This window comes from Paenibacillus sepulcri, assembly GCF_042647105.1.
GTDB lineage: Bacteria > Bacillota > Bacilli > Paenibacillales > Paenibacillaceae > Paenibacillus_Z > Paenibacillus_Z sepulcri.
This window is the reverse complement of the sequence record NZ_JBHRUP010000002.1, coordinates 321,657-348,363: the sequence shown is the minus strand read 5'-3', so window position 1 is coordinate 348,363 and position 26,707 is coordinate 321,657. Positions and strand designations below refer to the sequence as shown.

At 51.0% G+C, this 26,707-nt stretch carries 22 protein-coding genes; 8 read left to right on the top strand and 14 right to left on the bottom strand.

Annotated elements, in window-relative coordinates; all coding sequences use genetic code 11:
* Positions 1-70 precede the first annotated feature (70 nt).
* Genes ACFOLF_RS36575 through ACFOLF_RS36565 form a run of 3 tightly spaced genes read right to left on the bottom strand, consistent with a single transcriptional unit; the run spans position 71 to position 4,375 of the window.
* Entirely contained in the window at positions 71-1,252 is a 1,182-nt protein-coding gene (locus ACFOLF_RS36575; protein WP_210040086.1) for a response regulator, read from the bottom strand.
* 37 nt (positions 1,253-1,289) lie between these two features.
* Positions 1,290-2,561: an ABC transporter substrate-binding protein gene (locus ACFOLF_RS36570; protein WP_379113173.1), complete on the bottom strand. Its 1,272-nt coding sequence runs from the start codon at positions 2,559-2,561 to the stop codon at positions 1,290-1,292.
* Positions 2,558-4,375 carry a cache domain-containing sensor histidine kinase gene (locus ACFOLF_RS36565; protein WP_210040087.1) on the bottom strand — a complete coding sequence of 606 codons (1,818 nt, stop codon included), beginning with the start codon at positions 4,373-4,375 and terminating at the stop codon, positions 2,558-2,560. The genes ACFOLF_RS36570 and ACFOLF_RS36565 overlap by 4 nt, the downstream gene beginning before the upstream one ends.
* A gap of 388 nt (positions 4,376-4,763) precedes the next feature.
* Here ACFOLF_RS36565 and ACFOLF_RS36560 point away from each other — a divergent pair, with 388 nt between their 5' ends.
* The gene (locus tag ACFOLF_RS36560) at positions 4,764-5,207 is read left to right on the top strand and encodes a MarR family winged helix-turn-helix transcriptional regulator (RefSeq protein ID WP_210040088.1); all 444 of its coding nucleotides are present in this window, start codon (positions 4,764-4,766) and stop codon (positions 5,205-5,207) included.
* A gap of 107 nt (positions 5,208-5,314) precedes the next feature.
* Complete coding sequence (locus ACFOLF_RS36555; protein WP_379113175.1) at positions 5,315-6,067, top strand: SDR family NAD(P)-dependent oxidoreductase; 753 nt, start codon at positions 5,315-5,317, stop codon at positions 6,065-6,067.
* Positions 6,068-6,244: 177 nt separating this feature from the next.
* On the opposite strand, the gene ACFOLF_RS36550 is transcribed toward ACFOLF_RS36555, so the two are convergent.
* Positions 6,245-6,775, bottom strand: coding sequence for an SRPBCC domain-containing protein (locus ACFOLF_RS36550; RefSeq protein WP_379113177.1), 531 nt, complete (start codon positions 6,773-6,775; stop codon positions 6,245-6,247).
* Between the two features lie 225 nt (positions 6,776-7,000).
* On the opposite strand from ACFOLF_RS36550, the gene ACFOLF_RS36545 reads away from it, so the two are divergent.
* A complete protein-coding gene (locus tag ACFOLF_RS36545) occupies positions 7,001-8,185 on the top strand; it encodes a cytochrome P450 (protein ID WP_210040089.1) in 1,185 nt (394 codons plus the stop codon).
* A 205-nt stretch (positions 8,186-8,390) separates the two neighbouring features.
* Here ACFOLF_RS36545 and ACFOLF_RS36540 read toward each other — a convergent pair whose 3' ends face one another.
* Together ACFOLF_RS36540 and ACFOLF_RS36535 are read right to left on the bottom strand one after the other, a co-directional pair.
* Positions 8,391-8,681 (bottom strand): hypothetical protein, encoded by a 291-nt coding sequence (locus tag ACFOLF_RS36540; RefSeq protein ID WP_210040090.1) that lies wholly within the window; start codon positions 8,679-8,681, stop codon positions 8,391-8,393.
* 24 nt (positions 8,682-8,705) lie between these two features.
* A complete protein-coding gene (locus ACFOLF_RS36535) occupies positions 8,706-9,374 on the bottom strand; it encodes a helix-turn-helix transcriptional regulator (protein ID WP_210040091.1) in 669 nt (222 codons plus the stop codon).
* Between the two features lie 164 nt (positions 9,375-9,538).
* On the opposite strand from ACFOLF_RS36535, the gene ACFOLF_RS36530 reads away from it, so the two are divergent.
* The 3 genes from ACFOLF_RS36530 to ACFOLF_RS36520 are packed head-to-tail and all read left to right on the top strand — an operon-like array spanning position 9,539 to position 12,907.
* Positions 9,539-10,153: an FMN-dependent NADH-azoreductase gene (locus ACFOLF_RS36530; RefSeq protein WP_210040092.1), complete on the top strand. Its 615-nt coding sequence runs from the start codon at positions 9,539-9,541 to the stop codon at positions 10,151-10,153.
* A gap of 40 nt (positions 10,154-10,193) precedes the next feature.
* A complete protein-coding gene (locus ACFOLF_RS36525) occupies positions 10,194-11,729 on the top strand; it encodes an MFS transporter (protein WP_210040093.1) in 1,536 nt (511 codons plus the stop codon).
* A gap of 38 nt (positions 11,730-11,767) precedes the next feature.
* A complete protein-coding gene (locus ACFOLF_RS36520; protein WP_210040094.1) occupies positions 11,768-12,907 on the top strand; it encodes an NADH:flavin oxidoreductase in 1,140 nt (379 codons plus the stop codon).
* A 274-nt stretch (positions 12,908-13,181) separates the two neighbouring features.
* Here ACFOLF_RS36520 and ACFOLF_RS36515 read toward each other — a convergent pair whose 3' ends face one another.
* The 6 genes from ACFOLF_RS36515 to zwf form a co-directional block, all read right to left on the bottom strand.
* Entirely contained in the window at positions 13,182-14,003 is an 822-nt protein-coding gene (locus ACFOLF_RS36515; RefSeq protein ID WP_210040308.1) for an alpha/beta fold hydrolase, read from the bottom strand.
* Positions 14,004-14,462: 459 nt separating this feature from the next.
* Complete coding sequence (gndA, locus tag ACFOLF_RS36510; RefSeq protein ID WP_210040095.1) at positions 14,463-15,875, bottom strand: NADP-dependent phosphogluconate dehydrogenase; 1,413 nt, start codon at positions 15,873-15,875, stop codon at positions 14,463-14,465.
* Between the two features lie 16 nt (positions 15,876-15,891).
* A complete protein-coding gene (locus ACFOLF_RS36505; protein WP_210040096.1) occupies positions 15,892-17,241 on the bottom strand; it encodes a glucose-6-phosphate isomerase in 1,350 nt (449 codons plus the stop codon).
* A 42-nt stretch (positions 17,242-17,283) separates the two neighbouring features.
* The gene (gene fsa, locus ACFOLF_RS36500; RefSeq protein WP_210040097.1) at positions 17,284-17,949 is read right to left on the bottom strand and encodes a fructose-6-phosphate aldolase; all 666 of its coding nucleotides are present in this window, start codon (positions 17,947-17,949) and stop codon (positions 17,284-17,286) included.
* An 82-nt stretch (positions 17,950-18,031) separates the two neighbouring features.
* Complete coding sequence (tkt, locus tag ACFOLF_RS36495) at positions 18,032-20,029, bottom strand: transketolase (RefSeq protein ID WP_210040310.1); 1,998 nt, start codon at positions 20,027-20,029, stop codon at positions 18,032-18,034.
* The gene (gene zwf, locus ACFOLF_RS36490) at positions 20,013-21,536 is read right to left on the bottom strand and encodes a glucose-6-phosphate dehydrogenase (RefSeq protein WP_210040098.1); all 1,524 of its coding nucleotides are present in this window, start codon (positions 21,534-21,536) and stop codon (positions 20,013-20,015) included. Before zwf ends, tkt begins: the two co-directional genes overlap by 17 nt.
* Positions 21,537-21,732: 196 nt before the next feature.
* Between zwf and ACFOLF_RS36485 the strand changes: the two genes are divergently transcribed.
* Both ACFOLF_RS36485 and ACFOLF_RS36480 read left to right on the top strand, forming a co-directional pair.
* Entirely contained in the window at positions 21,733-22,611 is an 879-nt protein-coding gene (locus tag ACFOLF_RS36485; RefSeq protein ID WP_210040099.1) for a LysR family transcriptional regulator, read from the top strand.
* 270 nt (positions 22,612-22,881) lie between these two features.
* Positions 22,882-23,835 (top strand): L-lactate dehydrogenase, encoded by a 954-nt coding sequence (locus ACFOLF_RS36480; RefSeq protein ID WP_210040100.1) that lies wholly within the window; start codon positions 22,882-22,884, stop codon positions 23,833-23,835.
* 113 nt (positions 23,836-23,948) lie between these two features.
* Here ACFOLF_RS36480 and ACFOLF_RS36475 read toward each other — a convergent pair whose 3' ends face one another.
* Together ACFOLF_RS36475 and ACFOLF_RS36470 are read right to left on the bottom strand one after the other, a co-directional pair.
* The gene (locus tag ACFOLF_RS36475) at positions 23,949-25,178 is read right to left on the bottom strand and encodes an MFS transporter (protein ID WP_210040101.1); all 1,230 of its coding nucleotides are present in this window, start codon (positions 25,176-25,178) and stop codon (positions 23,949-23,951) included.
* Between the two features lie 235 nt (positions 25,179-25,413).
* Positions 25,414-26,679 carry an FAD-binding protein gene (locus tag ACFOLF_RS36470; RefSeq protein WP_210040102.1) on the bottom strand — a complete coding sequence of 422 codons (1,266 nt, stop codon included), beginning with the start codon at positions 26,677-26,679 and terminating at the stop codon, positions 25,414-25,416.
* Between the last annotated feature and the right edge of the window lie 28 nt (positions 26,680-26,707).

Genomic DNA, 26,707 nt, shown 5'->3' with positions numbered 1-26,707 from the left:
GTAAGCCCTTACATATAGTGTACGGTCAGCCCCATTCCGGGGATAGATGAGTAATCTTCGTTTTCTGGTACTAATGTTGGGAAAGTGACGCACACAGACGGTAATCGTTCGGCGACATGCCCTCCGCCATTTTAAAAATGCGGCTGAAATACGCAGGGTCCCGGTATCCCGCCTGTTCGCATACCTCGTAAATTTTAAGATTGCTTTCGCGGAGAAGCCGTTTCGCCTGCATCAGGCGGTGATGGGTCAAATACTGGGAATAGGTCATGCCTGTCTCCTGATGAAATAGATTGCTTAGGTAATTGGCATTGACTTGATGCGTCTGGGCGAAATCGGCAAGCTGCGCGCTGCCTGCATATTCCTTGTGAATATAGGCAATCAAGCTTCGGACAATGGGAGCCAGCCGTTCACTTGCTCCGCGCCTCGACAGCTCGGTAAATCCCAGGTTAACCACGCAGCGCACATACATCATACCGATATCTCCGATGTCGCTGCTGTGACCGCCATATCCTGTCTTGATCGGAATGCGCAGCTTTTCCTGAATCCACAGCACCGTCTCGTTCACCAGTTCCTCCCATAACGCCCGGTCGAATCGGGCTGTGAACAGTACAATGGTAATCAAACGTTCCTCAAGGCAGACCACCGGCACGCCCAGCTTGCCGAACGCTTCATATGCGCTGTTCCTGATGAAATACCGGACGGACGGTTCTCCCAGCGATTGAAGATCCCTGGTGGAGAAGGAAACGAGCGATATCTGCTCAAAGGGTGGAATCAGGTTCTCGTCGAATTTGGGCAGCGGCAGGTCATGAAGCAGGTCGTGGATGCGCTTCTCGAGCAGCGCACTGCTGCGGATCGTATCCACCTGATGGACATGATAGCGCTCGCGGTATTTCGCATACGCAGCATCGAACACGTCCAGCAGCTTCTGCTTGGACAGCGGCTTGAGCAAATACCCCGCAACCTGATGCTCCATGGCCTTCAAGGCGTAGTCGAATTCCGCATGACCGGTTAATATATACAATTGAGAATTCGGGAACCGGTCCTTCACCCTCCCTGCCAGCTCCAGTCCGTCCATCCTTGGCATGCGGATGTCGGTAATGATCAGCTGCACTTCATGCTGATCCAGCAGCTTCAGCGCTTCCTCCCCATCGCCTGCTTCCAGGACGTTGTCCACGCCTGTGAGCTGCGACAGCATCCGGCACACAGGTATCCGCACATTCGGTTCATCGTCAACAACCAATATCGTAAACACGGCCATCTCTCCCGCTGTAAAGGTATATTTTATCCATCTAATTGCTGCTGCCCGTTCCGCTGCCAATCTCCTCCATGACCGATTCCCACATAAGATCCGGGTCTGCTCCTTCAGTCTCCACTCGCTGCAGCGCATCGCGGATGAGCCGGTCCGTAATGGTCATATCCGCATCCTCAAACCCGCCTTTATAACGCAGTGCGGTATAGGAATAGATTTGGCCGGTCGGCGCGTTGTTAAAAAAAGGATCGTGAATCCCGATGAATTCGGAGGATGCGTAGGATTCCGGGGTTGACGGAAAGTTTCCGTTCTGGATAAAATTATCGAGCTGCCGTGGCGGGGCAGTCAGCCACCGGGCAAGTTCATACGCCTCTTGCGGATAACGGCTTGCGGCGGGCACGGCTATGAATGTCCCGTCCCAGTTGGATGGTTCGCCGGGAGGCCGTGCCAAGTCCCACTTGCCGGCAGTCGCAGGCGCATTCTTCTTCATCAGTCCATGCACCCAGGATGGTCCCAGAACGGCGGCGAACCGTCCGTTCACCGCTCCGCTTGCCCAGACTTGCGTCTGGGATTGCAGCCCCGCGCTCAAACCGAGCTTATGGAACCGGATCGTCCGGTCCCACGCTTCCTTGAACCGGGCAACGGATTCATTTCCGGATTTATCTGAATGCGGCTGTACGTATTGATTCAAATAGGAAAGATAAATATTGGTCAAATTGTCGAACAGCGGGATGCCCGACTTCTCTTTGAGCGCGATCCCAAGCCGCTCCAGATCGTCCCAGCTGCCAAGCATGGCTGTAATTTCCGTGCGGCCTGCGGGCAAGCCTGCGGCTGCAAACAAATCAAAGCGGTAGGCAAGAGCGACAGGACCGATGTCGGCCGGAAGCGCAAACAAAAAGCTGCCGTCATCACTCTCCGCCTGCCTCCACTTCCAATCCAGGTAGTGGACATGCTCATCGCCGTACTCATATAAGTTATGGAAATATGCGGGAAAATTCTTCATCTGGTTTATTTGCGACGAATCCAGAAGGACGAGATCGGGCGAATCGGACCGGGTTGCGAAGGCGATCATCAGGTTCGGTTGAATATCGTCGTATTGGGAAGTGACAATCTCCACATCGATCCCCTGATGACTGTCCTTATAGGCTTGAATCAGTGATTCCAGACCGCTGCCCTGCCAAAGCCATATGCGGATTGTGGTCTTGTCCGGATGCGCTTTGATGGTCGGCAGGGATGTTTGCGGCATACAGGAACACACGACGATCATGAACGCCGTCATCAGAAAAGGCAGAATGAACCCATGTCTGCTCAACGGCCGTCACCTCCAAGCAAATCGCTCCACACCGATGCCGGTTTTGCCTTGTCAAGGGGGAGCGACAGAATGACTCCAAGCCCGCCAAGCGGACTGGCAAAAAGCCTTAAACCGTAAGGCTCCCCGAAGAAGGATTGAAGCTGGCTGTGCAGATTGGAAAGGCCGATGCCGCCATCTTTTCCCTCGGGCATCTGATTCTGACGAACCCGTATTTCCAGCCTTTTCATGGCATCCGCATCCAATCCCGTACCGTTGTCTTCCACCGCACATAGCAATCGGTCGCCTTTTCGGCAAATGCAGACGCGAATGCGCCAGTCGCCCTGCTCCTTCTGTTCGAGCCCGTGCCGGATCGCATTCTCGACAAGCGGCTGGAGCATGAGGCGGAGCACCCGCTGCTCCTCGAGTCCTTCTTCGACCTCCACGTTCACCTGCAGGACCCTCCCGTAACGGGAACGCTGCAGGAACAGGTACCGCTCCAGCTGATCCAGATCATCCCTGAGCATGACCATATCCGACGTGGGATGAATGCTGTAACGAAGCAAATCGCTTAAGGCAAGCGTCATCTCCTGAGCCTCCTCGGCGCGTCCGTCCTCGATAGTCCAATAGATCAAATTCAGCGAATTATACAGAAAATGCGGACGGAACTGCGCTTTTAGCGCGACGAGCTGAGCCCGCTGCACGCTGATTTGCTGCTCCGACAACCGTTTGATCAGCGTCTTCAGCTGGTTGACCATCTGGTTGTAATTGGCATACAAAAGCGATATCTCCCTGCTGGTAAACCGCATCTTCACCGGATGGACCGCCTGTCTGCCGATTCTGTTCATCCCGAGCGCGAGGTAGCGGATAGGCTTGGTGAGCGTCCATGTGAAATAAGCGACCAGAATAAGGGCGACAGCCGTGCCTGCGGCGATGGTCAGCAGGGCGTGGATCCAGATTTGCGAGGTGTCGCTGTACACCGCTTCTTTCCTGAAATAAGCAATCGTTGTCCAGCCCGTATAGGCGGATTTTGCGTAGGTTACATACATCTGCTCGCCTTCTTCCCGGGTAGTCCAGTCGAAGAACAGCGGTCCTCCGTCGGCGAATTTGGCGAACAGACCAGTATCGGCAGCCGTACCTATTTCGCTCGATTGCGTAGAATAGACGATGTTGCCGAGCGGATCCATCACCTGTACCTTACGCTCAATCGGTTGAACGGTCTGCCCGATCATCCGGTTCAATTTATCGACAGGAAAAACGAGGAATTCGTCGCCGATGATATGAAGGTCTTTTGTATACTTGATTTTGCGCGCCCCGATGATGGCCGGGATTTCACCGTCCCTCCATGCGGGACCGTACACCCACAGCATTTTACCGTCCATGCGGGCCATCTTGCTGTACCATGTTACAGAGGATGCTTCGTCATATTCGCGCCAGAACAGCTGCAGCGAATCCGTTGAGGAGTATCCATGACCGCTTCTGTCAAACAGATGAATCAGCATGCCATTTGCAATATGCCGCGTTTTCTGGCCAATGTACCTGCTGAATTCGATCGGATCTTCCGCAACGCGCTTCCCGCTTCCTGCTTCGTTCAATGTTTGCTGGACACGGTCGTCAAACACGACAAGCTGCGATAACTGATCATACTGAGCCAGCAGCACATCGATTTTATCCGAGAGCTGCTCGACTGATTGCTGGGTGTAATCCGCCATCCGGTTAAGCATCACCTGGGAGGTCAGGCGGTAATTCAGAATATTCGTGAGAGCGATTACAAGAACGGAAATGAGGAAAATCCCGGCCAGCAGCTGCACGAATATTGGCAAAGGACGGCGAAGCATCGCGGATCACATTCCCTTCCGTTACAAATTCCGACACAATTGAAATTTCAGTGAGTCTCCATACTCAGGCACGATAACCCTCCTTTCAAAAATAAAGTTAACATAAAAAGATTCCACCTTTCCATAATAAATCCTTTTCTGATGTTATTTAACTGTCCTTTCACTTATTGCAGCTGTCCACTCTCCACCCGTGACGGCGATTTGAATCCACGAGCCCCACCGCAGCTGCACCGACAATGCAGGCAGCTTGACAGGGAACAGGTAAAGTATTATTGTTAAGTAGCTAATAGTTAAACATTTAACTATAGAGCGGCAAGCGGGACAATGCGAGTCCGCTTCACGGCAAATTGGAAAATCCGCTTGGTGCGACAGGCTGCGGGGAGGTTATATGAACGGGAAATGGGATCCATTTGAACAGCCGATTATGTCAGTTGATGTTTTTTTGACTCTCTATAAGACCAATCATCATTTGGTCAAACAGCTTGAGGAGCAGCTGGGGAGCTTCGAGCTGACGCTCGGCCGATGGTGCTTGCTGGTGGCGCTGAAGTCTGGAGGAAGAGCGATGCTCCCTTCCGAATTAAGCGACGATCTTGCTGTTACACGGGCCAATATAAGTAATTTATTAAATGCGCTGGAGCAAGCGGGCCGGATCAAAAGAGAATTCGACCCCTCCAACAGGAGACGAATTTTTGTCAGTTTAACATCCGAGGGTCATGATGTGATATCGCAGGTATGGCCTGTTTATGAGCAGACGATCACCCGGAATGTTGGCAGCAAGCTCACCATAGAAGAACAGGAGCAGTTAAAAGGACTGCTGAAAAAGTTGTTTTAGACGCAGCTCGCACTGCCCGCCGAAATTGAGCGGAATTCCCTTTTGATTTGGACAAGAAGTTATAGGTGAAACGGTGTGTGAAAAATTTAAAACTGAAGGAGAATCTTATGAATATACTCGAAGACAAGGTTGTTATTATCACAGGTGGCGGCGCGGGTATCGGACTTGCAGCGGCAAAGCTGTTTGCTGCAAATGGAGCAAGGGTGCTCATCACCGGGCGGCGAAAAGCTGCTTTGGAAGAAATATCGGCCGGCAACCCGGGCATTAAGGGTTTTGCGGCGGATGCAAGCGATCCGGATTCGGCTGCCCGGACGGTCGCAGCGGCCATCGAACATTGGGGCCGCCTCGATGTCATCGTCAACAATGCAGGTGGCGGCAACCTCCAGCCGCTCATCCAAGCAAATGCAAAATCGATATCCGATATTTTCAACGTCAATGTCGCCGGCCCAACACTGCTTGCTGCCGCCGCCATCCCGTACCTGGAAAAAACGAAAGGCACAATCATCAATTTGTCGAGTACCTATGGAAGCAAGGCGGCTGCCGAGCTGTCGCTTTATGCCGCGAGCAAGGCAGCTTTGGAGCATTTGACGCGCTGCTGGGCGCTTGAGCTCGCCCCGAAGGGCATTCGCGTGAATGCCGTTGCGTCCGGTCCGGTCGAGACGGATTTCCTCCGCGAGCGGATGGGGCTTTCCGATGAGCAAATCAATGCCGTCAAGGAGCAGGAGCGCCAGGCTATCCCGCTTGGCCGCCGTGGCGAGCCGGATGATGTAGCACGCTGGATTGTGAATTTGGCCGCTCCGGAGGCAGACTGGATCACGGGACAAATCATCGCGGTTGACGGCGGTCTTGTGATTGCCTGACCTCTCCCCTATGCTGTTCCCCCCACTTTCTCATACCTTCCAGCACCGTATAAGCAATTGGCGTATTGTCTATTCATAAACCAAAGAGGAGCTGCCTTAAGGGCTAGCTCCTCTGCTATTGCGATTTATTTGAAAGAATGGATTGCCTTCATCCTTTGGGGTATTAATGAATTCCCGTCAAACCTTCGCCAGATATTCATCGAGCTGATCGAAAGTATTGCCGAAGCCTTCCTTCATGGACTCGAACATGCCTGCAAAGAAGCTTCTTTCTTCCTCGGTTGCATGGATCGGACCGCCGCGCAGGGTAATGGTGGTTTTGCCGTCATTTTCAGCAAGGGTCAGAACATTGCGTATTTTCAGCGGAAACTGATCGCTGAAATCCGGCCGGACAATATTGCCCTCCTCATCCGAAAAACAATTGTCCCAAACGATCTTCTCCAGTGCCTCAATTTCATGATAAATAAATTTGGCCCACATTAGGTAACCATCCGGGGATTGCATACTGTAATGGAAAAAACCGCCCGGACGAAAATCCAGTTCAGCGAAACCCCAGTTGAATCCCTTCGGTCCCCACCAGTGCTTCAGATGCTCAACCTCGGACCATACTTTGAACATAAGCTCACGAGGCGCATTAAAGACACGTGTGATTACCAGTTCGTTATCTTCCATTTTCACTGTCATGTTCTTTGCTGCATGGCTTTCAGTCATTTCAAATTCCTCCATTCAAGATTAATCAAAGCAACAGTAATTCCTGTTTACAATATACCCTAAATGGAATATTCCTGTAAAGGAATATATTTAGTAAATAGCTGCCATGTTGATAGGGAAGAATGCTTCAGCGCGAGGCTCCGGATGCTCTAAAGTTTGTATCTCCGGATACTTTCCTGTATATTCCTAGTTGTTAGAAACTTTCTCAAAGGATGGTGTCCGATTATGATTAATCTACTATCTCCTGAGTTTTTATCAAATCCGTATCCTGTTTATGAGATGTTCAGAAAAAATCAACCCGTCGCGTATATGGAGTCGCTTCAGTTATGGTCCGTGTTTACCTATGATCACGTCAAAACGGTACTGACCGACCATGCCCATTTCTCCTCGGGACCGAATGGCCAAGCCAAGACTGCAGAACCATCTGAACAAAAGCAAGAAGGATTCAGCTTGATTACTACGGACCCTCCAAGGCATACCGACCTGCGTTCTTTAGTAAATCGCGCATTTACTCCAAAAGCCGTCGCCGCTCTCGAGCCAAGAATTGAAGAGATTGCGAATGAGCTGCTGGATAAAAACGCCAATACTGGCGAACTCGATCTGATCAGAGACTTTGCTTATCCGCTTCCCGTTATTGTGATTGCTGAATTGCTGGGAGTGCCTGCCGCAGACCGTGACCGTTTCAAGGAATGGTCGGATGAAATCGTGGCGGGCGCCGATGCCATAATCGGCGGCGGCCAAGCAGGATCCCGTCAGGCACATATGGAGATGAACGACTATTTCAAAGACATCATCGCGCAGCGCCGGGTCCAGCCTCAAAACGATCTGGTCAGCACATTGCTGGCAGCAGAAGAAGGAAACTCTCATCTGTCGGAATCGGACATCCTGTCTTTTTGCCGCTTGCTGCTGGTAGCCGGTAATGAGACGACCACCAATCTCATTGGCAATGCCGTTCTTGCTTTTCTGGAGCATCCGGCTGAGTGGGACAAGCTTGTATCCCGGCCGGAAATGCTGCCCAATGCCATTGAAGAAGTGCTCCGCTTTCGTTCTCCTGTTCAGGCCATGTTTCGGACCGCCAAACAGGATGTGCAGATCGGGGACCAAACGATTCCGCAAGGAACCCGCGTTGTGGCATGGATCGGCTCTGCCAACCGGGATGAAGCAAAGTTTGACGAACCTGCCCGTTTTGATATATCCAGGGAATCCAACGCGCATTTGGCCTTCGGCCAAGGCATCCACTTTTGTCTCGGAGCGCCGCTCGCTCGTTTGGAGGCCAAAGTCGCACTGACAGCGGTCAGGAACCGACTGCCGGAGCTTGCCCGGCAAAACACGGAGCCGCTGGAGCCGGCACGCGGATTTATCGTACATGGCGTAAAGAGCCTGCCGCTTCGTTTCGCCACACAAAGCTAGTATGCGTGCGGCTATGTAAAGTATGCTCAGGTCATCTTTCAAATGATTGTAAATGATTAACTATATTAAATAGCTGCACTCAAACCAGGAACGGCTCGCTTCGCATCATTTTGCGAGTGAGCTGTTCTGACATTTGGGACCTATATATTATTCCAAAAATACTATATTCAAGTTTTCTGAACATGTAGTATCGATCGTATTTCAGTTATTCATCCGAGTCCTTAACGGCTCCAAACTCCGTTTTACGTGGTAATTTACGTAAACGCAAAGAGTTATAAGCTCCCTGCATATTCGGCTTATTCGTCTTAGTCAGTACCATTCCGCGGATTAAATCTCTCAACGGGAGCAAGAGTTCCATATCCAAAGAGGCCAGTTCCTCTGGTTTAAGTCCAATATCGACGTTATATTGCATACTGAATGCACGTTTGATTTCAGCTTGCTCTTCTGCTGTTATATTCTCTAACCATTGGTTAATTTGATACTCCTCAAATCGCATGCTGCCCCTCCTCGTAATCTCATATCAGAATGGAATGACCTCTTTGTGCAATTCCGTTATCCGGTAAGCGCAGCGGCTGCCGCCTGATAAAAGATACTCAACCCGTTCAATCTGCACATGGTCTCCCAGCACGGATTGAAAGAGTTCCATCTCGTTACGGCAAAAACCATTGCATACGGCGGCGGCCTCCAGAATCGGGCAGTGCTTCTGCACAAATAAAAAGCTGCCATCCTCCAGCTCTTGAACCTCGGCAAAATATCCCTCGTTCATGCGGATCGTGAACAGCTTTTGAAGCTTGTCCCGCAGGCCGGCTGCACCGGACATAAGCTCTTGGTATTGATTCTTTTTTGCATGATTTTGAGATTCCAGTACCTTCTCGATTCCCGCGTCCCCGAATGACATTCTTATGGCGCCAAGCAAGCCGACCGATAACTGCTGGTACCCATTTGGAAACCAGAGATTGGCTTGGGATGTCAGCTTCCATATCTTGGCCGGTCTGCCCATGGGCCGGGCCTCTTCTTCATATTCAACGACCTGCTGGGACTGCAGCTCATATAAATGCTGACGCACTGCCATCCCCGTCAATGTCAGCCTGGACGCTAATGTAATGGCATCCATTGGCCCGTACTGTTTCAGCAATGTTACAATCGCTCTTCGAGTGGATGTTACGGATGACTGATCTTTCTTACTCATGATGGAACTGCCTCCAATGACTTGATTTCCGAACGGTACCTGCATGCTCCACATTGTAAAGAAAAATCTTGACAAAGTAAATGACTCAGGATAAATTTGGTTTGTAAACTAAAAACTTTATAAAGTATTTGATATCAAAACTAATCATGGACGGAGGAATAAAATTGGCTGCCACATTGTTTATTAAAGCGAACAACCGACCAGCGGAGCATTCGGTAAGTGTGAGAATGTACGATACGTTCCTGAAGAGCTACAAGGAAGCGCATCCGGACGATCCGGTCATGCAAGTAAATTTGTTTCAAGAACAACTGCCTTATTTGGGAGACACGATGATTACGGGGAATTACAAATTCGCCAACGGCCTGGCACTCACCCCGAAAGAACAAGCCGAGCAAACATCCGTCCGCAAACATCTGGAGCAGTTTCTGACTGCCGATAAAGTAGTCATCGCCTTCCCGCTATGGAATTTGACGGTTCCCGCTGTATTGCATACGTATCTGGATTATCTGCATCAACCGCGTAAAACCTTTCAGTACACAGCCGAAGGTCTGGTTGGACTATTAACCGCCAAGAAGGTGGCTTTATTAAATGCCAGAGGGGGAGTATATGGAGATCTGGAGGAACTTGCGGTTAATTTCGTCAAAAAGCATTTGCAGGTGTTCGGCATCCGTGACATTACAACGATTGTGATTGAGGGGCATAATCAATATCCAGACCGCAGCCGGGCGATTATTGCGGAAGGGCTCCGGAATACGGATCGGGCGGCAAAAATGTTCTAATGGTGCTGCGCAGTTGAATTTCGGAGTGGAGGAAACTTGTTTGACAGAACAAAAGAAGGGCATTATTCTATTGTCCATCGCTCTGGGATTTGTGCTGACCGCTTTGGATAACTCGATCGTATCGGCAAGCATCAACAAAATCCTAGACGATATTGGCGGATTGAATAAAATCATTTGGGTTTATACAGCTTATGCACTTGCCGGAACCAGCACGATGCTGATTTTCGGCAAGCTCTCCGACCTGTTCGGGCGAAAAACCTTTTATCTGATCGGCATCGGCATCTTCCTGCTGGGTTCTGCGCTCTGCGGAACGGCCGGAAGCATTGAACAGCTCATTTTCTACCGGGTCATTCAAGGCATCGGATCCGGCGCCATTTTGCCGATTTCATTCTCATTGATTTATACCTTGTTTACCGATCCGAAAGATGCGGCGAAGCTATCCGGTATTTTTGGTTCCGTGTTCGGACTGTCTTCCATTGCGGGACCCCAGATCGGCACATGGATCGCGGATACGCTCACCTGGCGGTGGTGCTTTTATGTCAACCTGCCGATCGGTATCGTTTCGTCTGTTGCACTGCTCTTCACGCTCCGGGAATCCCGGTCGGAGACAAAACCCAAAATCGATGTGACCGGCGCGCTGCTGATTGTCATCACGACGGTCTCTTCCATGCTTGCGCTTGAATTGGGCGGAAAAGACTATGCTTGGGGTTCCCGGAGAATTGTCGGCTTATTCATTATTTCAGCATTGGCGGCCATCAGTTTCTACGTTGTGGAACGGCGGGTTAAGGAGCCGATATTGCCGCTCCGGCTTTTCAGAAACCGCATGGTGGCCGGTACAAGCATCGTCGTGTTTTGCCAAGGCGCACTCATCTTCTCCGCGATGTCTTACCTGCCCCTGTATGCCAATTATGTACTCGGTGAAAGCAAATTGAATCTGCTGCTGACCCCGCTGATGCTTTCCATGATTGGCGGCGCTGTTCTGATCGGATTCTTCCAGACTCATTTTCGGTTTCGAACCGTCATGTTCGTCAATATGGCGCTTGGAGCCGGAGTTTCCTTGCTTTTCATGAATATGAACCAGGATGTGCCCTTTTGGCAAATCATCGGCCTTGTCGTCATTCTCGGGTTATTCGTTATCGGTCCGCTCAACAGTGTCAGCCAGAACGCCGCCTCATACAGTGTCGAAAAACAATTCATAGGAGTCTCCGCTTCGCTTATCGGGTTCAGCAGAAGTATAGGCGGCGTTATGGGCGCCTCGGTCACGGCCGTAATCGTCAATTCCCATATGGAATTGTCGGTCAATACGGCAGCCTCCCTATTCCATCTGGTTCCGGGTTCAGACAAGGCCCTTAATCCAATGGATCCCGAAACCGTATTCCGGTATAAGGAATACTTTGACCCCGAGCTTGTTTCCTACTATAAGCTCGCGATGGATCATGCGATCACGCAAGGATTTATTCTTTCGCTTTGCGTATCCATCATCGGCACAGCCGCTGCCCTAACGGTCGGTCCCATGAAGCTGGAGCAGCGATCCAAAGAAACACCCGCATCCTCCGGCTTCAAGCCTGATCTTTGATATAAAATAAACTGCATACACGCAAGGAGGGCTTAACCATGAGCAGAAATTCAAAATCGGACGCCCCGCCCGTTCATCCGTCCGTTCAGCCTTTATTTCTTCCGTTCACGCTTGGCAAATTGAAGCTGCGGAATCGAATCGTCATGTCGCCAATGACGAGAGCGTTCTCGCCAAACGGCATACCCGGACCTGATGTGGCCCGTTATTACCGGCGCCGTGCGGAGAATGGCGTAGGACTGATCATTACGGAAGGGACGGTTATTAACCATCCTTCGGCAGCGGATAACCCGAATGTTCCCCATTTCTACGGTCCTGCGCTTGCCAGCTGGTCCGCCGTCGTTGAGCAAGTACATGAAGCAGGCGGCCTGATCTTCCCGCAGCTATGGCATGTTGGCATGACCCGGTCGGTCTTGCAATCGGCGGATCCGGAATCACTCCCAATCGGGCCGTCCGGTCTCGATCTGCACGGCAACCCTGTAACCACGCCTATGACCGAAACGGATATCCGCTTAATTATTGATGCATATGCCAATGCAGCTTCAGACGCTAAGAGACTGGGGTTCGACGGCATAGAGATCCATGGCGGGCACGGCTATTTGATCGATCAATTTTTCTGGAAACACACCAATCGAAGATCGGACCGGTATGGCGGTGATGACTACGGGGGACGTACCCGTTTCGCTGCCGAGGTGATTGCTTCCGTCAGGAAAGCCGTTGGAGCCGATTTCCCCATCATGCTTCGCATATCGCAATGGAAAATTTCATCGTATACGGCCAGGCTGGCGGACACGCCGGAGCAATTGGCTGCTTTCCTGGAGCCGCTAACAGCCGCGGGCGTTGACGTCTACCATTGCTCGACACGTCGGTTCTGGGAGCCGGAATTTGCGGGCTCCAGCCTGAACCTGGCCGGCTGGGTCCGGGTGATCACGGGAAAACCCGTGATCACCGTTGGATCAGTAGGCCTTGACGATGAATTCATGAGTTCATTAATGCCGGGAAAGGTGACCGGGACAACCGGTATTGAAGACTTGATCGAAAGGTTGAGCCATAATGAATTCGATCTGGTAGCGGTTGGACGATCGTTGTTGGCGGATCCGGAATGGGTCATGAAAGTTCGGGGTGGAAGGTGGGAAGAATTGAACCCTTTCACCTCGGATGCGCTGAAAACTCTGATATAATGCCGGAGAGTCCGGCATGAGGATAAGAAGGCCGATCATGCGGTACTGACTCACAGAAATAAAGAGACTGCCACTCAGCCGATTTACGTCAGCATTTCCAGAGTAAAAAACAGGGCTGTCTCAAAAGGTCAATTGATGACCTTTGAGACAACCCTGTTCGCCGCGGCTGATTCATTTAGTAATTCTTCAGCTCCACTCGATTCGCTGTACAGCAGGTCTGCTCCAGTCCTCAATCACCCGGCTCTTCAACCTGGGAGAGCTGCCAAAGGTTCAGCTATCTCCCCTTACCGTTTGGGCCAAAGAAGGCTGTAAGCTCCTCCGCAATTAGATGTGCGGCGAGCTTCTTGGTATGTCCGAGTCCCTTCTTGCTCAGCAGCTGGGCATTGGGTAGTACGTTCGCCAGCGCCTGTGCGCCATGACGCAATGATGCCGGGCTTTCCGTGCCTTCGAGCACCAGCGCTGGCATCGTGACCGCACTCCACAGGCTAACAGGCAGCGGTTTGCCGTCCATATATCCATCCAACAAGGCCGCATCGTAAGGGAGCGTATGGGCAACGGCCATGAGCCTGGACCAAACGCCTGGCATAATGCGCATCAAGCTGATAACGAATGAAGGAGCGCCCATGCCCTGGGTCATGAAGTACTTGATGGTCTCAGCCCGGCGATTGGCGGCTATAAGCCCGGAAACATGTTTGAGGAAATTTTCGGGCGGCTTGCGGTCCGCTGCATCGACCACAAATGGAGGCTCATGCAGGGCCAGCTTTGTGATATTCAACCCCTTTGCCGCTGCCTGCAGGGCAAGAACCGCCCCGGATGACAACCCCCATACATTTGCCGATCCGCCGGCTTCTTCTATCATGGCCTGTAGATCCTCAATCTCGCGCTCTATGGCATATGGCTGGGTGTCTCCGCTGTCGCCGCGGCCGCGCCGGTCGTAATTGTAGACCGTGAAGTGCTCTGACAACAGACCGGCCAGCTGCACCTGTCCCGGAAATTTGCGGTAACTGAACGCCCCTGCTACCAATACGAGTGACGGCCCTTGTCCAACCTTGTCAAAAGCGATTCTGGTGCCGTCTCTTGAAATTGCTGTGTTCATCATGTATCTCCTTTGCTGCTGCTGCAGATTATTTATTTAATATGAGTTTCTTCAAACCACGGACAGATCCTGGAACTGACGCCTTTAACGTGATCCGGGAATGCTTCACTGACCGACGAGATTGCATGTGCTTCAGTGCTTCAGTTTATCCTATCCCGTTTCAGGTGCAGACGGCAACACGCCGAATTGATTACAGGCGTTCAATTGTTCTGCCAAGTTCAAATTAGTTACCCGAAATCCCGGCCTCTATTAAGACGACGATCCAATATCGGCAAAATCGACACATTCGAAAAATATTTATTTATTATGAATCAACCAGTGACTCCTTCCTTGGAAGGTGACAACATAAAAAGCACTCCTGTGCCGGATACCATGAAATCGGGAATTTCATGGTATCCGGGAGGAGTGCTCTTTTTGCAGTTAATTAATGATATTAATATTCCAATGATCTTTTACCCGTTAATTTTTCATCCATTGAAAGTGAAAGCTTCCTTCTTGATCAAGCCGCTCGAACGTATGCGCCCCAAAATAATCCCTTTGCGCCTGCAGCAGATTAGCCGGCAGTCTCTCTGTGCGATAGCTGTCGTAATATGCCAGAGCGGAAGCAAAAGCAGGAACCGGTATTCCCCTGGTTACGGCAACTGAAATGACTTTTCTCCAGGCTTCCTGGTAGTTATCCACGATTCCGCCGAAGTATTCGTCCAGAAGGAGGTTTTTCAGAGCCGGGTCGCGGTCATAAGCATCCTTGATATTTTGTAGAAATCTTGCGCGGATTATACATCCGCCGCGGAATATCATCGCAATGCTGCCATAGTTCAAATCCCAGTTGTATGCGTCGGAAGCAGCCCTCATTTGCGCAAAGCCCTGCGCATACGATGCGATTTTGCTGGTATACAAAGCTTTGCGGACGGCTTCGATGAATTCCCCGGGATCGCCGTCATAGCTTGATGCCGCAGGGCCATTCAGCCGCTTGCTTGCTGCCGTGCGTTCTTCTTTCATCGCGGAGATAAACCGGGCAAACACGGATTCGGTAATAATGGACAATGGAACGCCCAAATCCAATGCGCTTTGACTTGTCCATTTTCCGGTTCCTTTTTGCCCTGCCGAATCGAGGATCACGTCCACCATCGGTTTACCTGTATCCGGATCTGTTTTCGCGAAAATATCGGCCGTGATTTCGATCAAATAGCTGTCCAGCTCGCCATTGTTCCATTCGGTGAAAATGTCATGCAGCTGGCTTGTATTCAAGTTCAATACATCCTTAAGCAAATGATACGCTTCGCCAATCAACTGCATGTCGCCGTATTCGATGCCGTTGTGCACCATTTTGACATAGTGGCCTGCGCCGTCTGCTCCGATATAGGTGGAGCAAGGATCGCCGTTCACTTTGGCCGAGATGGCGGTCAGGATAGGCTCTACCAGCTCATAGGCGTCTCTTTGCCCGCCAGGCATTATCGCAGGGCCGTTCAGCGCACCCTCTTCCCCGCCCGACACGCCTGCGCCGATAAAACGGAAGCCTTGTGCCTGCAGCTCTTTATTTCTTCTTTGCGTGTCAGGGAAAAAGGCGTTTCCGCCGTCGATCAGAATATCGCCTTGATCCAGGTAAGGCACGAGCTGATTAATCGTATCGTCTGTCGGTTGTCCCGCTTTGACCATGATTAATATTTTACGCGGCGTCTCAAGCGACTGCACGAATTCCTCGATGCTGTACGTGCCTACAAGATTCTTTCCTTGCGCTTCCGCCACAAGTTCATTTGTTTTCTCGGCTGAACGATTATATAGAGAAACCGAGAATCTTTTGCTTTCGATATTCAAGGCCAGGTTTTTACCCATGACGGCCAATCCAACCACGCCAATTTGCTGTTTGCTCATTGTTATTCCCTCCTTGTTATTCCTGTCCTGCTGCAGATAAACGCTTCACGAGCTCGGCTTTTTGCGCTTCAAATCCAGGCTTGCCCAGCAGTGCAAACATATTGATCTTGTATGCTTCCACGCCAGGCTGGTCAAACGGGTTCACCCCGAGCAGCAGGCCGCTGATGCCGCATGCCTTCTCAAAGAAGTACACCATTTCGCCGTACGTGTATTCATTCAGCTCATCCAGCTCAACAATCAGATTGGGCACGCCTCCGTCAACATGGGCAAGGCGGGTGCCTTGGGCGGCTTTCTTGTTCACTTCGTCCATCGTCATGCCCGCGACAAAATTCAGTCCGTCAAGATTGCCGGAATCCTCCTGTATGGTCAGCTCAATCCGGGGCTTCTTCACCGAGAGGACCGTCTCGATGAGATCGCGCCGGCCTTCCTGGACATATTGGCCCATCGAATGCAGATCGGTTGTGAAGTCGACGGATGCGGGATAAAGCCCCTTCTGGTCTTTGCCTTCGCTTTCGCCGAACAGCTGCTTCCACCACTCGGAAACAAAATGCAGGGACGGTTCAAAATTAGCCAGCAGCTCGATGGACTTTCCTTTGCGGTAAAGAGCATTGCGGACGGCCGCATATTGATAGCTCTCATTGGCGGCAAGATCGGCATTATTGTATTTCTTTGCTGCGGCTGCGGCTCCCGCCATCATTTGATCGATATCGAGCCCGGCAGCAGCAATGGGCAGAAGTCCAACGGCTGTAAGAACGGAATAGCGTCCGCCTACATCGTCGGGAATGACAAAGGTTTCATAGCCTTCTTCATCGGCCAGTTTTTTTAATGCGCCCTTGGAGGTATCGGTTGTGGCAAAGATACGCTTCTGCGCTTCGCTTTTGCCATATTTCTTCTCCATATAATCCCGCAGAATACGGAATGCGATTGCCGGCTCCGTCGTCGTTCCCGACTTGGAAATGACATTCAGGGAAATGTCCTTGCCCTCCAGAAGCTCCAATAAATGGGTGATGTATGTCGAACTGATATTTTGTCCGGCAAAATAGACCTGGGTATTCCCGTCCATTTGATTATGAAACGTATGGGACAACGCTTCGATCGCGGATCTTGCGCCCAGATAGGAACCGCCAATGCCAATGACGATCAAGGCGTCGGAATGGCTGCGAATACGTTCGGCAGCCTGTTTGATTCTCGCAAACTCCTCTTGATCATATTGAAGCGGCAGATTCACCCAGCCCAGATAATCGGATCCGGGTCCTTTCTTATCATGAAGCATATGATGAGCCGCGTTCACAAACTCGCTGAAGTAATCCACTTCATGCTGTCCGATAAACGATAATGCATTGGAATAATCAAATGAAACAGCCACAGGGTACATCTCCTTTGATTTCGAATTTATCTTGAGCGCATCTTAAAGCGTTGTTTTCTTCCAATCAGCTGCGAATTTCTCCATTCCTTGATCCGTCAGAGGATGCTTGGAGATTTGCTCGATAACCGCGAAGGGAATCGTTGCAATATGTGCGCCTGCCATGGCTACGCGGGTCACGTGATCCGGATGGCGGACAGATGCCGCTATGATTTGCGCATCCAGCTTGTGCGTGCGGAACAATTCTGCGATTTTTACGATCAATTGGACGCCGTCTTCTGAAATATCGTCCAGGCGGCCAAGAAACGGTGATACATAGGTAGCGCCTGCGCGGGCAGCCAAGAGTGCCTGATTCACCGTGAAAATCAACGTCACATTTGTTTTGACGCCTTTTTTGGTCAGATAACGGCAGGCTTCCAAACCTGCCAACGTCATCGGCAGCTTGATCGTGATGTTTTTGTCGTTATTGTTGATTTTGATCAGTTCATTCGCTTGCGCGATCATTTCCTCGGCTGTTAGCGCGTCAGGCGTTACTTCGGCAGAAACGGATTCAACCTCGGGCACTAACTGCAGGATTTCCGCAATCCTGTCCTCGAATTTAACGCCTTCCTTGGCTACAAGAGAAGGGTTCGTTGTAACACCTGATAATACGCCGATTTTATACGCTTTTTTGATGTCTTCCACATTTGCAGTATCGATAAAAAATTTCATAGTTGATTACCTCCGTTTTTTAGTTGCTGATTTTTTGAATTTCATAACATGCGGCTGCGCAGCCGCTTCTTCTTGATCATTATTAGTTCGTTTTATTCAATAATTCTTTCGTCAAGCGAACTACATTAGCCGTAGAGAAACCAAAGTATTCCATGACTGCTGAGCCTGCTCCTGAAGCGCCGAACGTATCGATAGACAAAACGCTGCCAGCGGGTCCCGTATAACGCTCCCAGCCGAGTGAAATGCCTGCTTCGATGGCCAGCCGCTTCGTGACGGAAGCAGGAAGCACGCTCTCTTTGTAGGCATCGGATTGGCGATCGAACAGTTCTCTGCTCGGCATAGCGACTACGCGTACTGAGATATTGTCCCGCTCCAGCTCCGCTTTGGCGCTTACGGCAAGAGAAACCTCGGATCCGGTTCCGATCAGGATGACGTCCGGCTGACCGCCTGTTTCCGTCAGGACATAGGCTCCCTTCGCTACCTTGTCAACATTGGCTTTGGTTTCTTCATATACGGGCAGATTCTGTCTGCTCAGCACCAGAGCTACCGGGCCATCATTTTGCTGCAGGGCATAGGCCCATGCGCTTGCCGTTTCGTTGGCGTCGCTTGGCCGGATGACCGTAAGTCCGGGAATGGTGCGAAGTGCAGCCAGGTGCTCGACGGGCTCATGAGTAGGTCCATCTTCCCCGACGGCAATGGAATCATGGGTAAACACATAAGTCACGGGCAGCTTTTGCAGCGCAGCCAAGCGAATGGATGGGCGCAAATAGTCGCTGAATACGAAGAAGGTGCTGACGAAAGGTTTAATGCCTCCATGCAGCGCCATGCCATTGCCGGCTGCGCCCATCGCATGCTCGCGGACGCCAAAGTAAATATTGCGTCCCGAGTAGGATTGAACAGCGAACGTTTGCTCTCCGCCGATATCCGTCATCGTCGAATGCGATAGATCCGCGCTGCCTCCAAAAATTGAGGGAACAGTTTTCACGTAATGATTGATGGCTTCGCCGCTCGCTATACGGGTTGAAACGGTTTTGGAGGCGTCGAAGGTAAGAATATCTGCCGCATCAAGCAGTACGGAGCCGTCGATCGCTTGCTCCAGCTCCTTGCCCTGCTGAGGATACTGCGCTTTATAGGAAGCGAATAATTGGTCCCATTCTGCTTCTTTGGCCGCGCCTTTATGCTTAAGCTGGTCGAAATGAGCTTTGACTTCCGCCGGAACGGTGAACTCTTCCTCATACTGCCAGCCATAAGCTGCCTTGGTTGCCTTGGCTTCATCTTTGCCCAGCGGATTGCCGTGCGCTTTGTTCGTTCCGGCCACCTTGCTGCCGTAACCGATAATTGTCCGGATTTCGATAATGGTTGGCTGCGAATCGTTTTGCTTGGCCGCCGCGATTGCTTCGGCAATTCGCGAAACGTCGTTGCCATCCTCGACCCGCAGATATTCCCAATGAGCCGATTCGGCTCTTTTTTGGATGTTTTCCCCGAAGGAAAGGTTCAGCGCTCCGTCCAATGAGATGTCGTTGGAATCATACAAAACGATTAATTTGCCCAGTTTCATATGTCCTGCCATGGACATCGCCTCGTACGAGATCCCTTCCATCAAACAGCCGTCGCCGACAAGCGCATACGTATAATGATCCACAACCGGGAAGCCGTTCTGATTGAATTTCGAGGCCAGATGAGCTTCGGCCATCGCCATCCCGACTGCCATGGCAATCCCTTGTCCCAGAGGGCCAGTTGTGGCATCTACGCCATCCGTGTGCCCAAATTCGGGATGTCCCGGCGTTTTGCTGTTCAGCTTGCGGAATTGCTTCAAATCATCAAGCGTTACCTGATAGCCGGACAAATGCAGAAGGCTGTAAAGCAAGGCTGAACCGTGGCCCGCAGAAAGAACGAAACGGTCGCGGTTAAACCACTTCGCATGGCCGGGATTGTGATTGAGCAGTCTGGACCAAAGCGCATATGCCATCGGCGCAGCTCCCATTGGCAGACCTGGATGACCGGAGTTGGCGCTGTTTATGGCGTCGATTGACAAGGTACGGATCGTATCGATTGCTAATTGATCAATTGTTTTTGTGATAGACATATTGCTCTCCCTCTTTTAATTCGATTTCTTGTTCAGGTTTGGCATCAAACCACCAATGATAGCCATCCTCCGCCAGCAGCGCGTCGGACTCGGCAGGTCCGTAAGTACCCGCTGCATACAGATGAAGCGGAACCAGATTCTCCTCGAATGCTTCTAGAACCGGTTGAACCCATTTCCAGGACAATTCGACTTCGTCCCAATGCGCAAAGAATGTAGGATCTCCGTGCAGAGCGTCGAAAATCAAATTTTCGTAAGCCTCGGGGACATCGTCCCTGCTCGTATGAAAATCTATATTAATGGGTGTAAACTCCCCTTTATGGTGGGGATCCCTTGTATTTAATTGAAGCGTAATGCCTTCGTTCGGACTAATTTCAAATACGAGAAGATTAGGCACCTTGCTATCCTCGTCGGCCTGGGAGGACTTCAGCGGTTCTTTGAACTCAATGACGATCCGCGTTGATTTTTCCTTCATTCTTTTGCCTGTCCGGATGTAGAAAGGCACCCCGCGCCAAAAGAAATCATCGATTTGCAATCTGGCGGCAATAAACGTATCGTTCATGGACGAATCCGCAATTCCCGGTTCGGAAGTATAACCGATGACCGGTTTCCCTTGAATGGTTCCCGCTTTGTATTGTGCGCGGATGATGTTGGCGGCCACATTCTGTTTTTCAATGGGCTCGAGGTCTTCCATCACTTTTTTCTTCTTGAAGCGCACTCTTTCGGAGCTGCTGTTGTTCGGGAGGTGAATCGTGAGCATCATAAGCAATTGCAGCATATGGTTTTGGAACATGTCTCTTACTGCGCCAACATGATCGTAATAACCCGCTCTTTCTTCAACGCCGACTGTTTCGTTCGCGGTAATCTGCACATTGGCAATGTAACGGTTGGTCCAAAGCGCATGGATGACCGGATTGGACTGCTGCAGAATCTCAAGCTTCTGCACCATCGGCTTGCCGAGATAATGATCGATCCGGAAAATTTCTTCCTCCGTAAAATCTTTGCTCAGCTTCTGATTTAAATCCCGGGCAGATTGCAAATCATGACCGAAAGGCTTCTCGATCACCAGACGCTTCCAGCCATCCGCGGAACCAAGCCCGCTCTCCCCGATGTTCGCTGCAATCGTTTCAAAAAATTCAGGGCCAACCGATAAGTAAAACAGGCGATTCGGCGAAATGCGCAGCTCTTCTTCCCGCTGTTCGACCAGCTGCAGGAGCTTCTGATAATCCTCTTTACGGCCAATATCCAAAACGCTGTAACGAAACGCGCTGAGAAATTTTTGCATCGATGCGGAATCGTCCGGTTCGCGTCTGGAAAACATACGAAGAGACTGCTCGACATTTGCCTGAAAGGATTCATCAGTCCATTCTCTTCTTCCAAGGCCAATCAAGGAGAAGGATTCAGGCAGCTTCTGATCGACGAATAAATTATACAAGGCAGGGTAAATTTTTCTTTTGGCTAAATCCCCTGTCGCTCCAAACAAAACAAAGGTTGTTGGATCCATTTTTCATTCTCCTTCCATCAGAGCTTTTCCGCCGAAGGACGATCGTCAGTTGTTTTACGCTTGATCGTCCGGCATTGGGGCAGCATGACTGCTTTCCAATCCGCAAGCTCTGGTTTCTTTTTCGTATTTCCACTATAATACGATTATCATCTATACGTGTAATTAATATATTTGACAGGAGCTATAGACCACGTCTATGACCAATAATTACGAATTGTACAAAGTTTTTTATTGGGCTGCGAAGACAGGCAGTTTGACCCAGGCTGCCAAGGCCTTATATCTTACCCAACCGAGCGTCAGCCATGCCATCAAACAGCTGGAGGACAGCTTCGGCATTACGCTGTTTTACCGGAATTCCAAAGGCGTTGCGCTGACGCAAGAAGGCGCCATTCTGTATTCCTATATTGAGCAGTCCCAGATTTTGATTTCGCTGGCTGAAGAAAAAATGGCCGCGCTTAAAAATCTGGACAGCGGCGAGCTGCGGATCGGCGGAAGCGATTCGCTGTTCAAGCATTATTTGCTTCCCTACCTGGAGGACTTTCATCAGAAGCATCCCGGCATCCGGCTTCACCTGAACCATGGAACGACGCCGGAAATCATCGCTTTCTTAAAAGAAGGCAGAATTGATTTGGGCGTCGTTCGGATGCCTATCGGCGATTCCCAGCTTGAGGTGCGGGAAAGTATCCAGCTGCAGGATTGCTTTGTAGCGGGGGCCCGTTATGCCGAGCTTAAGGATGTGGTGCTATCGCTGGATATGCTGCTTCAGCACCCCGTCATCCTATTCTCGCGCAACAGCCGGGCGCGAATGGCCATTACGGAATTATTTCAAAGCTATGGCTATACGCTCAAGCCTGAAATCGAGGTCGGAAGCGTGGATCTTCTCATCGAGTTTGCACGGAAGGGTCTTGGAATCTCTTATGTGACCAGGGAATTTGTATCGAAGGAGCTGGAAGAGGGTTCCCTCTTCGAGATTCAGCTGGACGTGCGGCTGCCGCCTTCTCATGTGGGGCTAATGATTATGCGCAATATGCCGCTTTCCAGCACAGCAAGCAGGTTTATTGAGCTGGTTCGATAGCGTCTCATATAATCGTAGAAGATTATGCTGCCATTACAGAATAAGCTATGGCTGAGTGAATCTATGACAAGCTCAAAACCGCCAAAACCTTGATTATCAAGGGTTTTGGCGGTTTTTTTCAGGTGGAGCGCGAGAAATAATAACTGCCCCCGGGGCCTCCGCTAAAAGCATGTCTGGTTAATGTGATTCTTTATCACATAATAGTGACAACTTAACCGCGCAATATCATATAATAGAAGCAAATGCATCACGAGAGCGGGGGATCGGGCAATGGGAAGCAAAACACGGAAAGTGGCGGTTGTCGGGGTTGGATTTGTTGGGGCGAGCTGTGCATATTCGATGGTTAATCAATCGATCTGCGACGAAATTCTGCTGATAGACAGGACGGCTGAACGTGCTTACGCGCAGGCGCTCGACCTGTCGCATTGTATGGATTTCACACATACACGGACGAAAGTTTACGCCGGCGGTTATGAGGATTGCGGCGATGCCGACATCGTTGTTCTATGTGCGGGGGCAAATCCGATTCCGGGCGGCACACGGCTTGCTCTCTTGGACAGCTCTTATGAGATTTATAAAACGATTATTCCCCTTATCATGAAGAGCGGCTTCAACGGTATTTTCGTCGTGGCTGCGAACCCGGTCGATATCGTCACCTATATGGTGTGGAAGCTATCAGGTTTGTCTCGCGGCCAAGTGATAGGAACCGGCACTTCAATCGACTCTTCCCGTCTGAAGACACTGCTGTGCGAGTTTTTGCCCGTCGACCCGCGGAGCGTGCAGGGGTATGTGCTCGGCGAGCATGGAGACTCCCAGTTCCCGGCCTGGTCGCATGTAACGATTGGCGGCAAGCCGATATTGGACATTCTGGCCCAGCATCCCCACCGGTTCGGACATATCAAGCTCGACGAAATTGCTGCGAAAACACGCAACGCCGGATGGGAAATTATGCAGCGGAAGGGATCGACGCATTACGGAATTGCAAATGCTATCGCACATATCGTCCGCTCTGTTTTGAATGATGATTACAAGATAACGGCAGTATCCGCCATTTTGGAGGGGGAATATGGGGTTAACGGACTATGCGCGGGCGTTCCGGCCATATTGACACGGCGCGGCATAGCCGAGCTGGTCGAATTGAACCTGACCGAGAAAGAACAGGAACAGTTCGCCTATTCCTGCTCCGTCCTCCGTGCTGCAGCCGCTCCGCTGGATCTGAAGTAAAAGAACTATTGATATATAGTAATATCCAGCTTAAGAGGAGCAAGCCCCTCCTCATTTCTCCGCCGCGTGTTGCTTCGGTTGTCCCGGAGCATCATCACGTTTACTCCGTCCCGCTAACTTTCCGTTAACGACCGCAGGCGCCTGAGGGACGGAAATAAATACATCCATAAGCCAGCGACGGCTATAGTTCCTATACCGCCGATGAAAGCAGCCGGAACGGCTCCAACAAATCCGGCCAGTGTACCCGACTCGAACTCGCCTAATTGATTCGAAGTCCCGATAAACAGCGAATTCACTGCGTTCACCCGGCCCCGCATCTCATCCGGTGTTTGCAGCTGCACGAGTGAAGACCTGATCACGACGCTGACCACATCCGAAGCTCCGACGAAGAACAAGGCAACCAGCGATATAAGCAGGCTCGTCGAAACGGCGAAGAGCATGGTGGCCAGTCCGAATACGGCGAGAGCACCGAACAACATGGGTCCAAAGTTCTTTTTAAGCGGATAATAGGAGAAGATGACGGACATTAATAATGCGCCAATTGCCGGTGCAGTTCGCATTAATCCTAATCCCCAAGCACCTGTATGTAGAATATCCTGCGCAAATATCGGTAAAAGTGCCGTAGCTCCGCCAAGCAGAACGGCAAAAAGATCAAGCGAGATCGTTCCCAAAATTACGGGATGCCGAAAGATGAACTCCAGGCCCAGGAAGACAGAGCGCATGGAGACGGGTTCCGACTTTCGGATGCTTGGCTCCATACGGATCAGGAAGGTGAGGATTCCGGCGACCAGCAGCGCTATGGTAGATGTACTGTATACAAAAGCAGGACCTAATGAATAAAGCACTCCCCCTAGAGAGGGGCCCAAAATTTGAGATGTTTGCCCGACCGAGGTAGTCCAGGCGACGGCTTGCTGGAGCATGGCTTTTGGAACAAGCTGCGGCAGCAGCGCAGATGACGAAGGGCCTTCGAAGGCACGGCATGCACCGATAATCGCCGCTGCCACCAGGATTTGCTCACGGCCAAGCCACCCGGCAAAATTTCCGATTAGCAGAAGAGCGGCGATCCCGCCTTCGATGATCTGACATAAAAAAACAATTCTGCGACGGTCAAAACGGTCTGCGACATGACCCACAACGAAAGTAAGCAGCACCATGGGCAAGAACTGGGCCAGCCCTACAAGTCCAAGGCTGAAGGCGTCATGAGTTAGCTCATACATCTGCCATCCGATCGCCACGGAGAGCATCTGGAAGGCGGTTGAAGATAAAATTCGCGAGACCCAGAAGTTTGTGAATGAAGGCTGCTTGTGAATAGAATCGCTGGATTGAAATAAAATACGGCTCACACCCTTTTCGAGGACCAGCCATATATAACTGAAGTTAGAGGTTGGTCCAGCCCACTTATTGTGAAAACAGAATACATTATACTATTAACACGGCATCAGTTGAATAGTTCATACCAAAATAAGCTGACGATTGTTGATCAGTTCAACGTCTGCTGCGTGAACCGGAACGATAAATGTGCAAAAATATAAACAGCGGCAGCCATGGACTTGGAATAAAGTCCCGGACTGCCGCTGTTTAGTTCGCCATAATATATTTATTCAAGAAGTCGTTGCGGAATTTCCCTTGCGGGTCGTAACGAAGGAGCAGCTGTTGAAAGTCGGGCAGCTTCTCGTACAGGGGCTGCAGCCGTTCGGGCGGCATGGTAAACAGCTTGGCCCAGTGCGGGCGGGCTTGGAAGGGAGCAAGCTGCTTTTCGATGATCGGCAGTACCTGCTGAACGGCCTCCCAATCGGATTTCCACGTAAAGTGGATCGATACCGACTCCTGCTTATAGCAAGGGCTCATCCAAAAATGGTCTTCCGCAATCGTGCGAACCTCGGAAATATAAAGAAGCGGCGCTATGTACTCCCGTATCTGGTTAATTGCGCATAATGCCTGATACGCCTCATGGCGCGGCACGAAGTACTCGCTTTGCAGCTCCTCTCCGGCGCTTGGGGTGAAATCCATGCGAAAATGCGGCAGCCTTTCGTACCACGGTCCCGGAATGCCCATCTGTTCGCTGCAATTTTCCGATGCGTAGCCCGGCACCGGGTGCCGCCGCGCGGTTGCAGGTGTCGCGCCGAAAAAATCAGGCTCTCCTTGAGCGGAGACTTGATCTGTCAGGATGCGCTTCAGCCAGACCTGATTGAATGATGCATTCTTCCAATCCGAAAACAGACTGACACTGTAGCCGCTCGAGAAAATATCGTCAAAGTGCTCTTGAAGCTGCTCCAGAGGCAGGTTGTCGTAAACATGCTGACTCATCTGAAACGTCGGGAGCACATCCAATGTAAGGCTTGTAACGACGCCCAAACCTCCAAGTCCAACGACCGCTCCGTCAATGATCCCGTCTTGTTGATCACGGGAGATTACGGCCACCTCTCCGTCCGCTTTGACGATCTCCAGGGCATGAACCGCTGTAGCAAGATTGCCGTTCCGATCACCGGAACCATGCGTAGCCGTTGCACACGCGCCTGCAACCGTAATATGGGGCAGCGATGCCAAATTGTGCAGCGCATAGCCGTTGCCGTGAAGATATTGGCACAGTTCTCCATAGCGGATTCCGGCTTGGACCGTTACCGTATTGCGCGTTTGATCTAATGCTGTCACCCGGTCAAGCTTCTGAAGCGAGACAAAGCTATTAGCAGAATCGGCAATACCATTAAAAGAGTGGCGCGTGCCAAGCACCTTGATTTGACTGCTGCGAGCCACCAATTCCTGTACTTGCTCCACGTTTTCGGGAACATGGAGTTCAGACGCGCTATACCTGTAGTTGCCTGCCCAGTTACGATCATTTTCCATATGTGCATGCTCCTTCCCGTACTAAATC

Coding starts and splice junctions, on each gene's coding strand:
- ACFOLF_RS36565 (WP_210040087.1), bottom strand. CDS start 4,375: ATGCTTCGCCGTCCTTTGCCAATATTCGTGCAGCTGCTGGCCGGGATT.
- ACFOLF_RS36560 (WP_210040088.1), top strand. CDS start 4,764: ATGAACGGGAAATGGGATCCATTTGAACAGCCGATTATGTCAGTTGAT.
- ACFOLF_RS36555 (WP_379113175.1), top strand. CDS start 5,315: ATGAATATACTCGAAGACAAGGTTGTTATTATCACAGGTGGCGGCGCG.
- ACFOLF_RS36550 (WP_379113177.1), bottom strand. CDS start 6,775: ATGACTGAAAGCCATGCAGCAAAGAACATGACAGTGAAAATGGAAGAT.
- ACFOLF_RS36545 (WP_210040089.1), top strand. CDS start 7,001: ATGATTAATCTACTATCTCCTGAGTTTTTATCAAATCCGTATCCTGTT.
- ACFOLF_RS36540 (WP_210040090.1), bottom strand. CDS start 8,681: ATGCGATTTGAGGAGTATCAAATTAACCAATGGTTAGAGAATATAACA.
- ACFOLF_RS36535 (WP_210040091.1), bottom strand. CDS start 9,374: ATGAGTAAGAAAGATCAGTCATCCGTAACATCCACTCGAAGAGCGATT.
- ACFOLF_RS36520 (WP_210040094.1), top strand. CDS start 11,768: ATGAGCAGAAATTCAAAATCGGACGCCCCGCCCGTTCATCCGTCCGTT.
- ACFOLF_RS36515 (WP_210040308.1), bottom strand. CDS start 14,003: ATGAACACAGCAATTTCAAGAGACGGCACCAGAATCGCTTTTGACAAG.
- gndA (WP_210040095.1), bottom strand. CDS start 15,875: ATGAGCAAACAGCAAATTGGCGTGGTTGGATTGGCCGTCATGGGTAAA.
- fsa (WP_210040097.1), bottom strand. CDS start 17,949: ATGAAATTTTTTATCGATACTGCAAATGTGGAAGACATCAAAAAAGCG.
- zwf (WP_210040098.1), bottom strand. CDS start 21,536: ATGGATCCAACAACCTTTGTTTTGTTTGGAGCGACAGGGGATTTAGCC.
- ACFOLF_RS36485 (WP_210040099.1), top strand. CDS start 21,733: ATGACCAATAATTACGAATTGTACAAAGTTTTTTATTGGGCTGCGAAG.
- ACFOLF_RS36480 (WP_210040100.1), top strand. CDS start 22,882: ATGGGAAGCAAAACACGGAAAGTGGCGGTTGTCGGGGTTGGATTTGTT.
- ACFOLF_RS36470 (WP_210040102.1), bottom strand. CDS start 26,679: ATGGAAAATGATCGTAACTGGGCAGGCAACTACAGGTATAGCGCGTCT.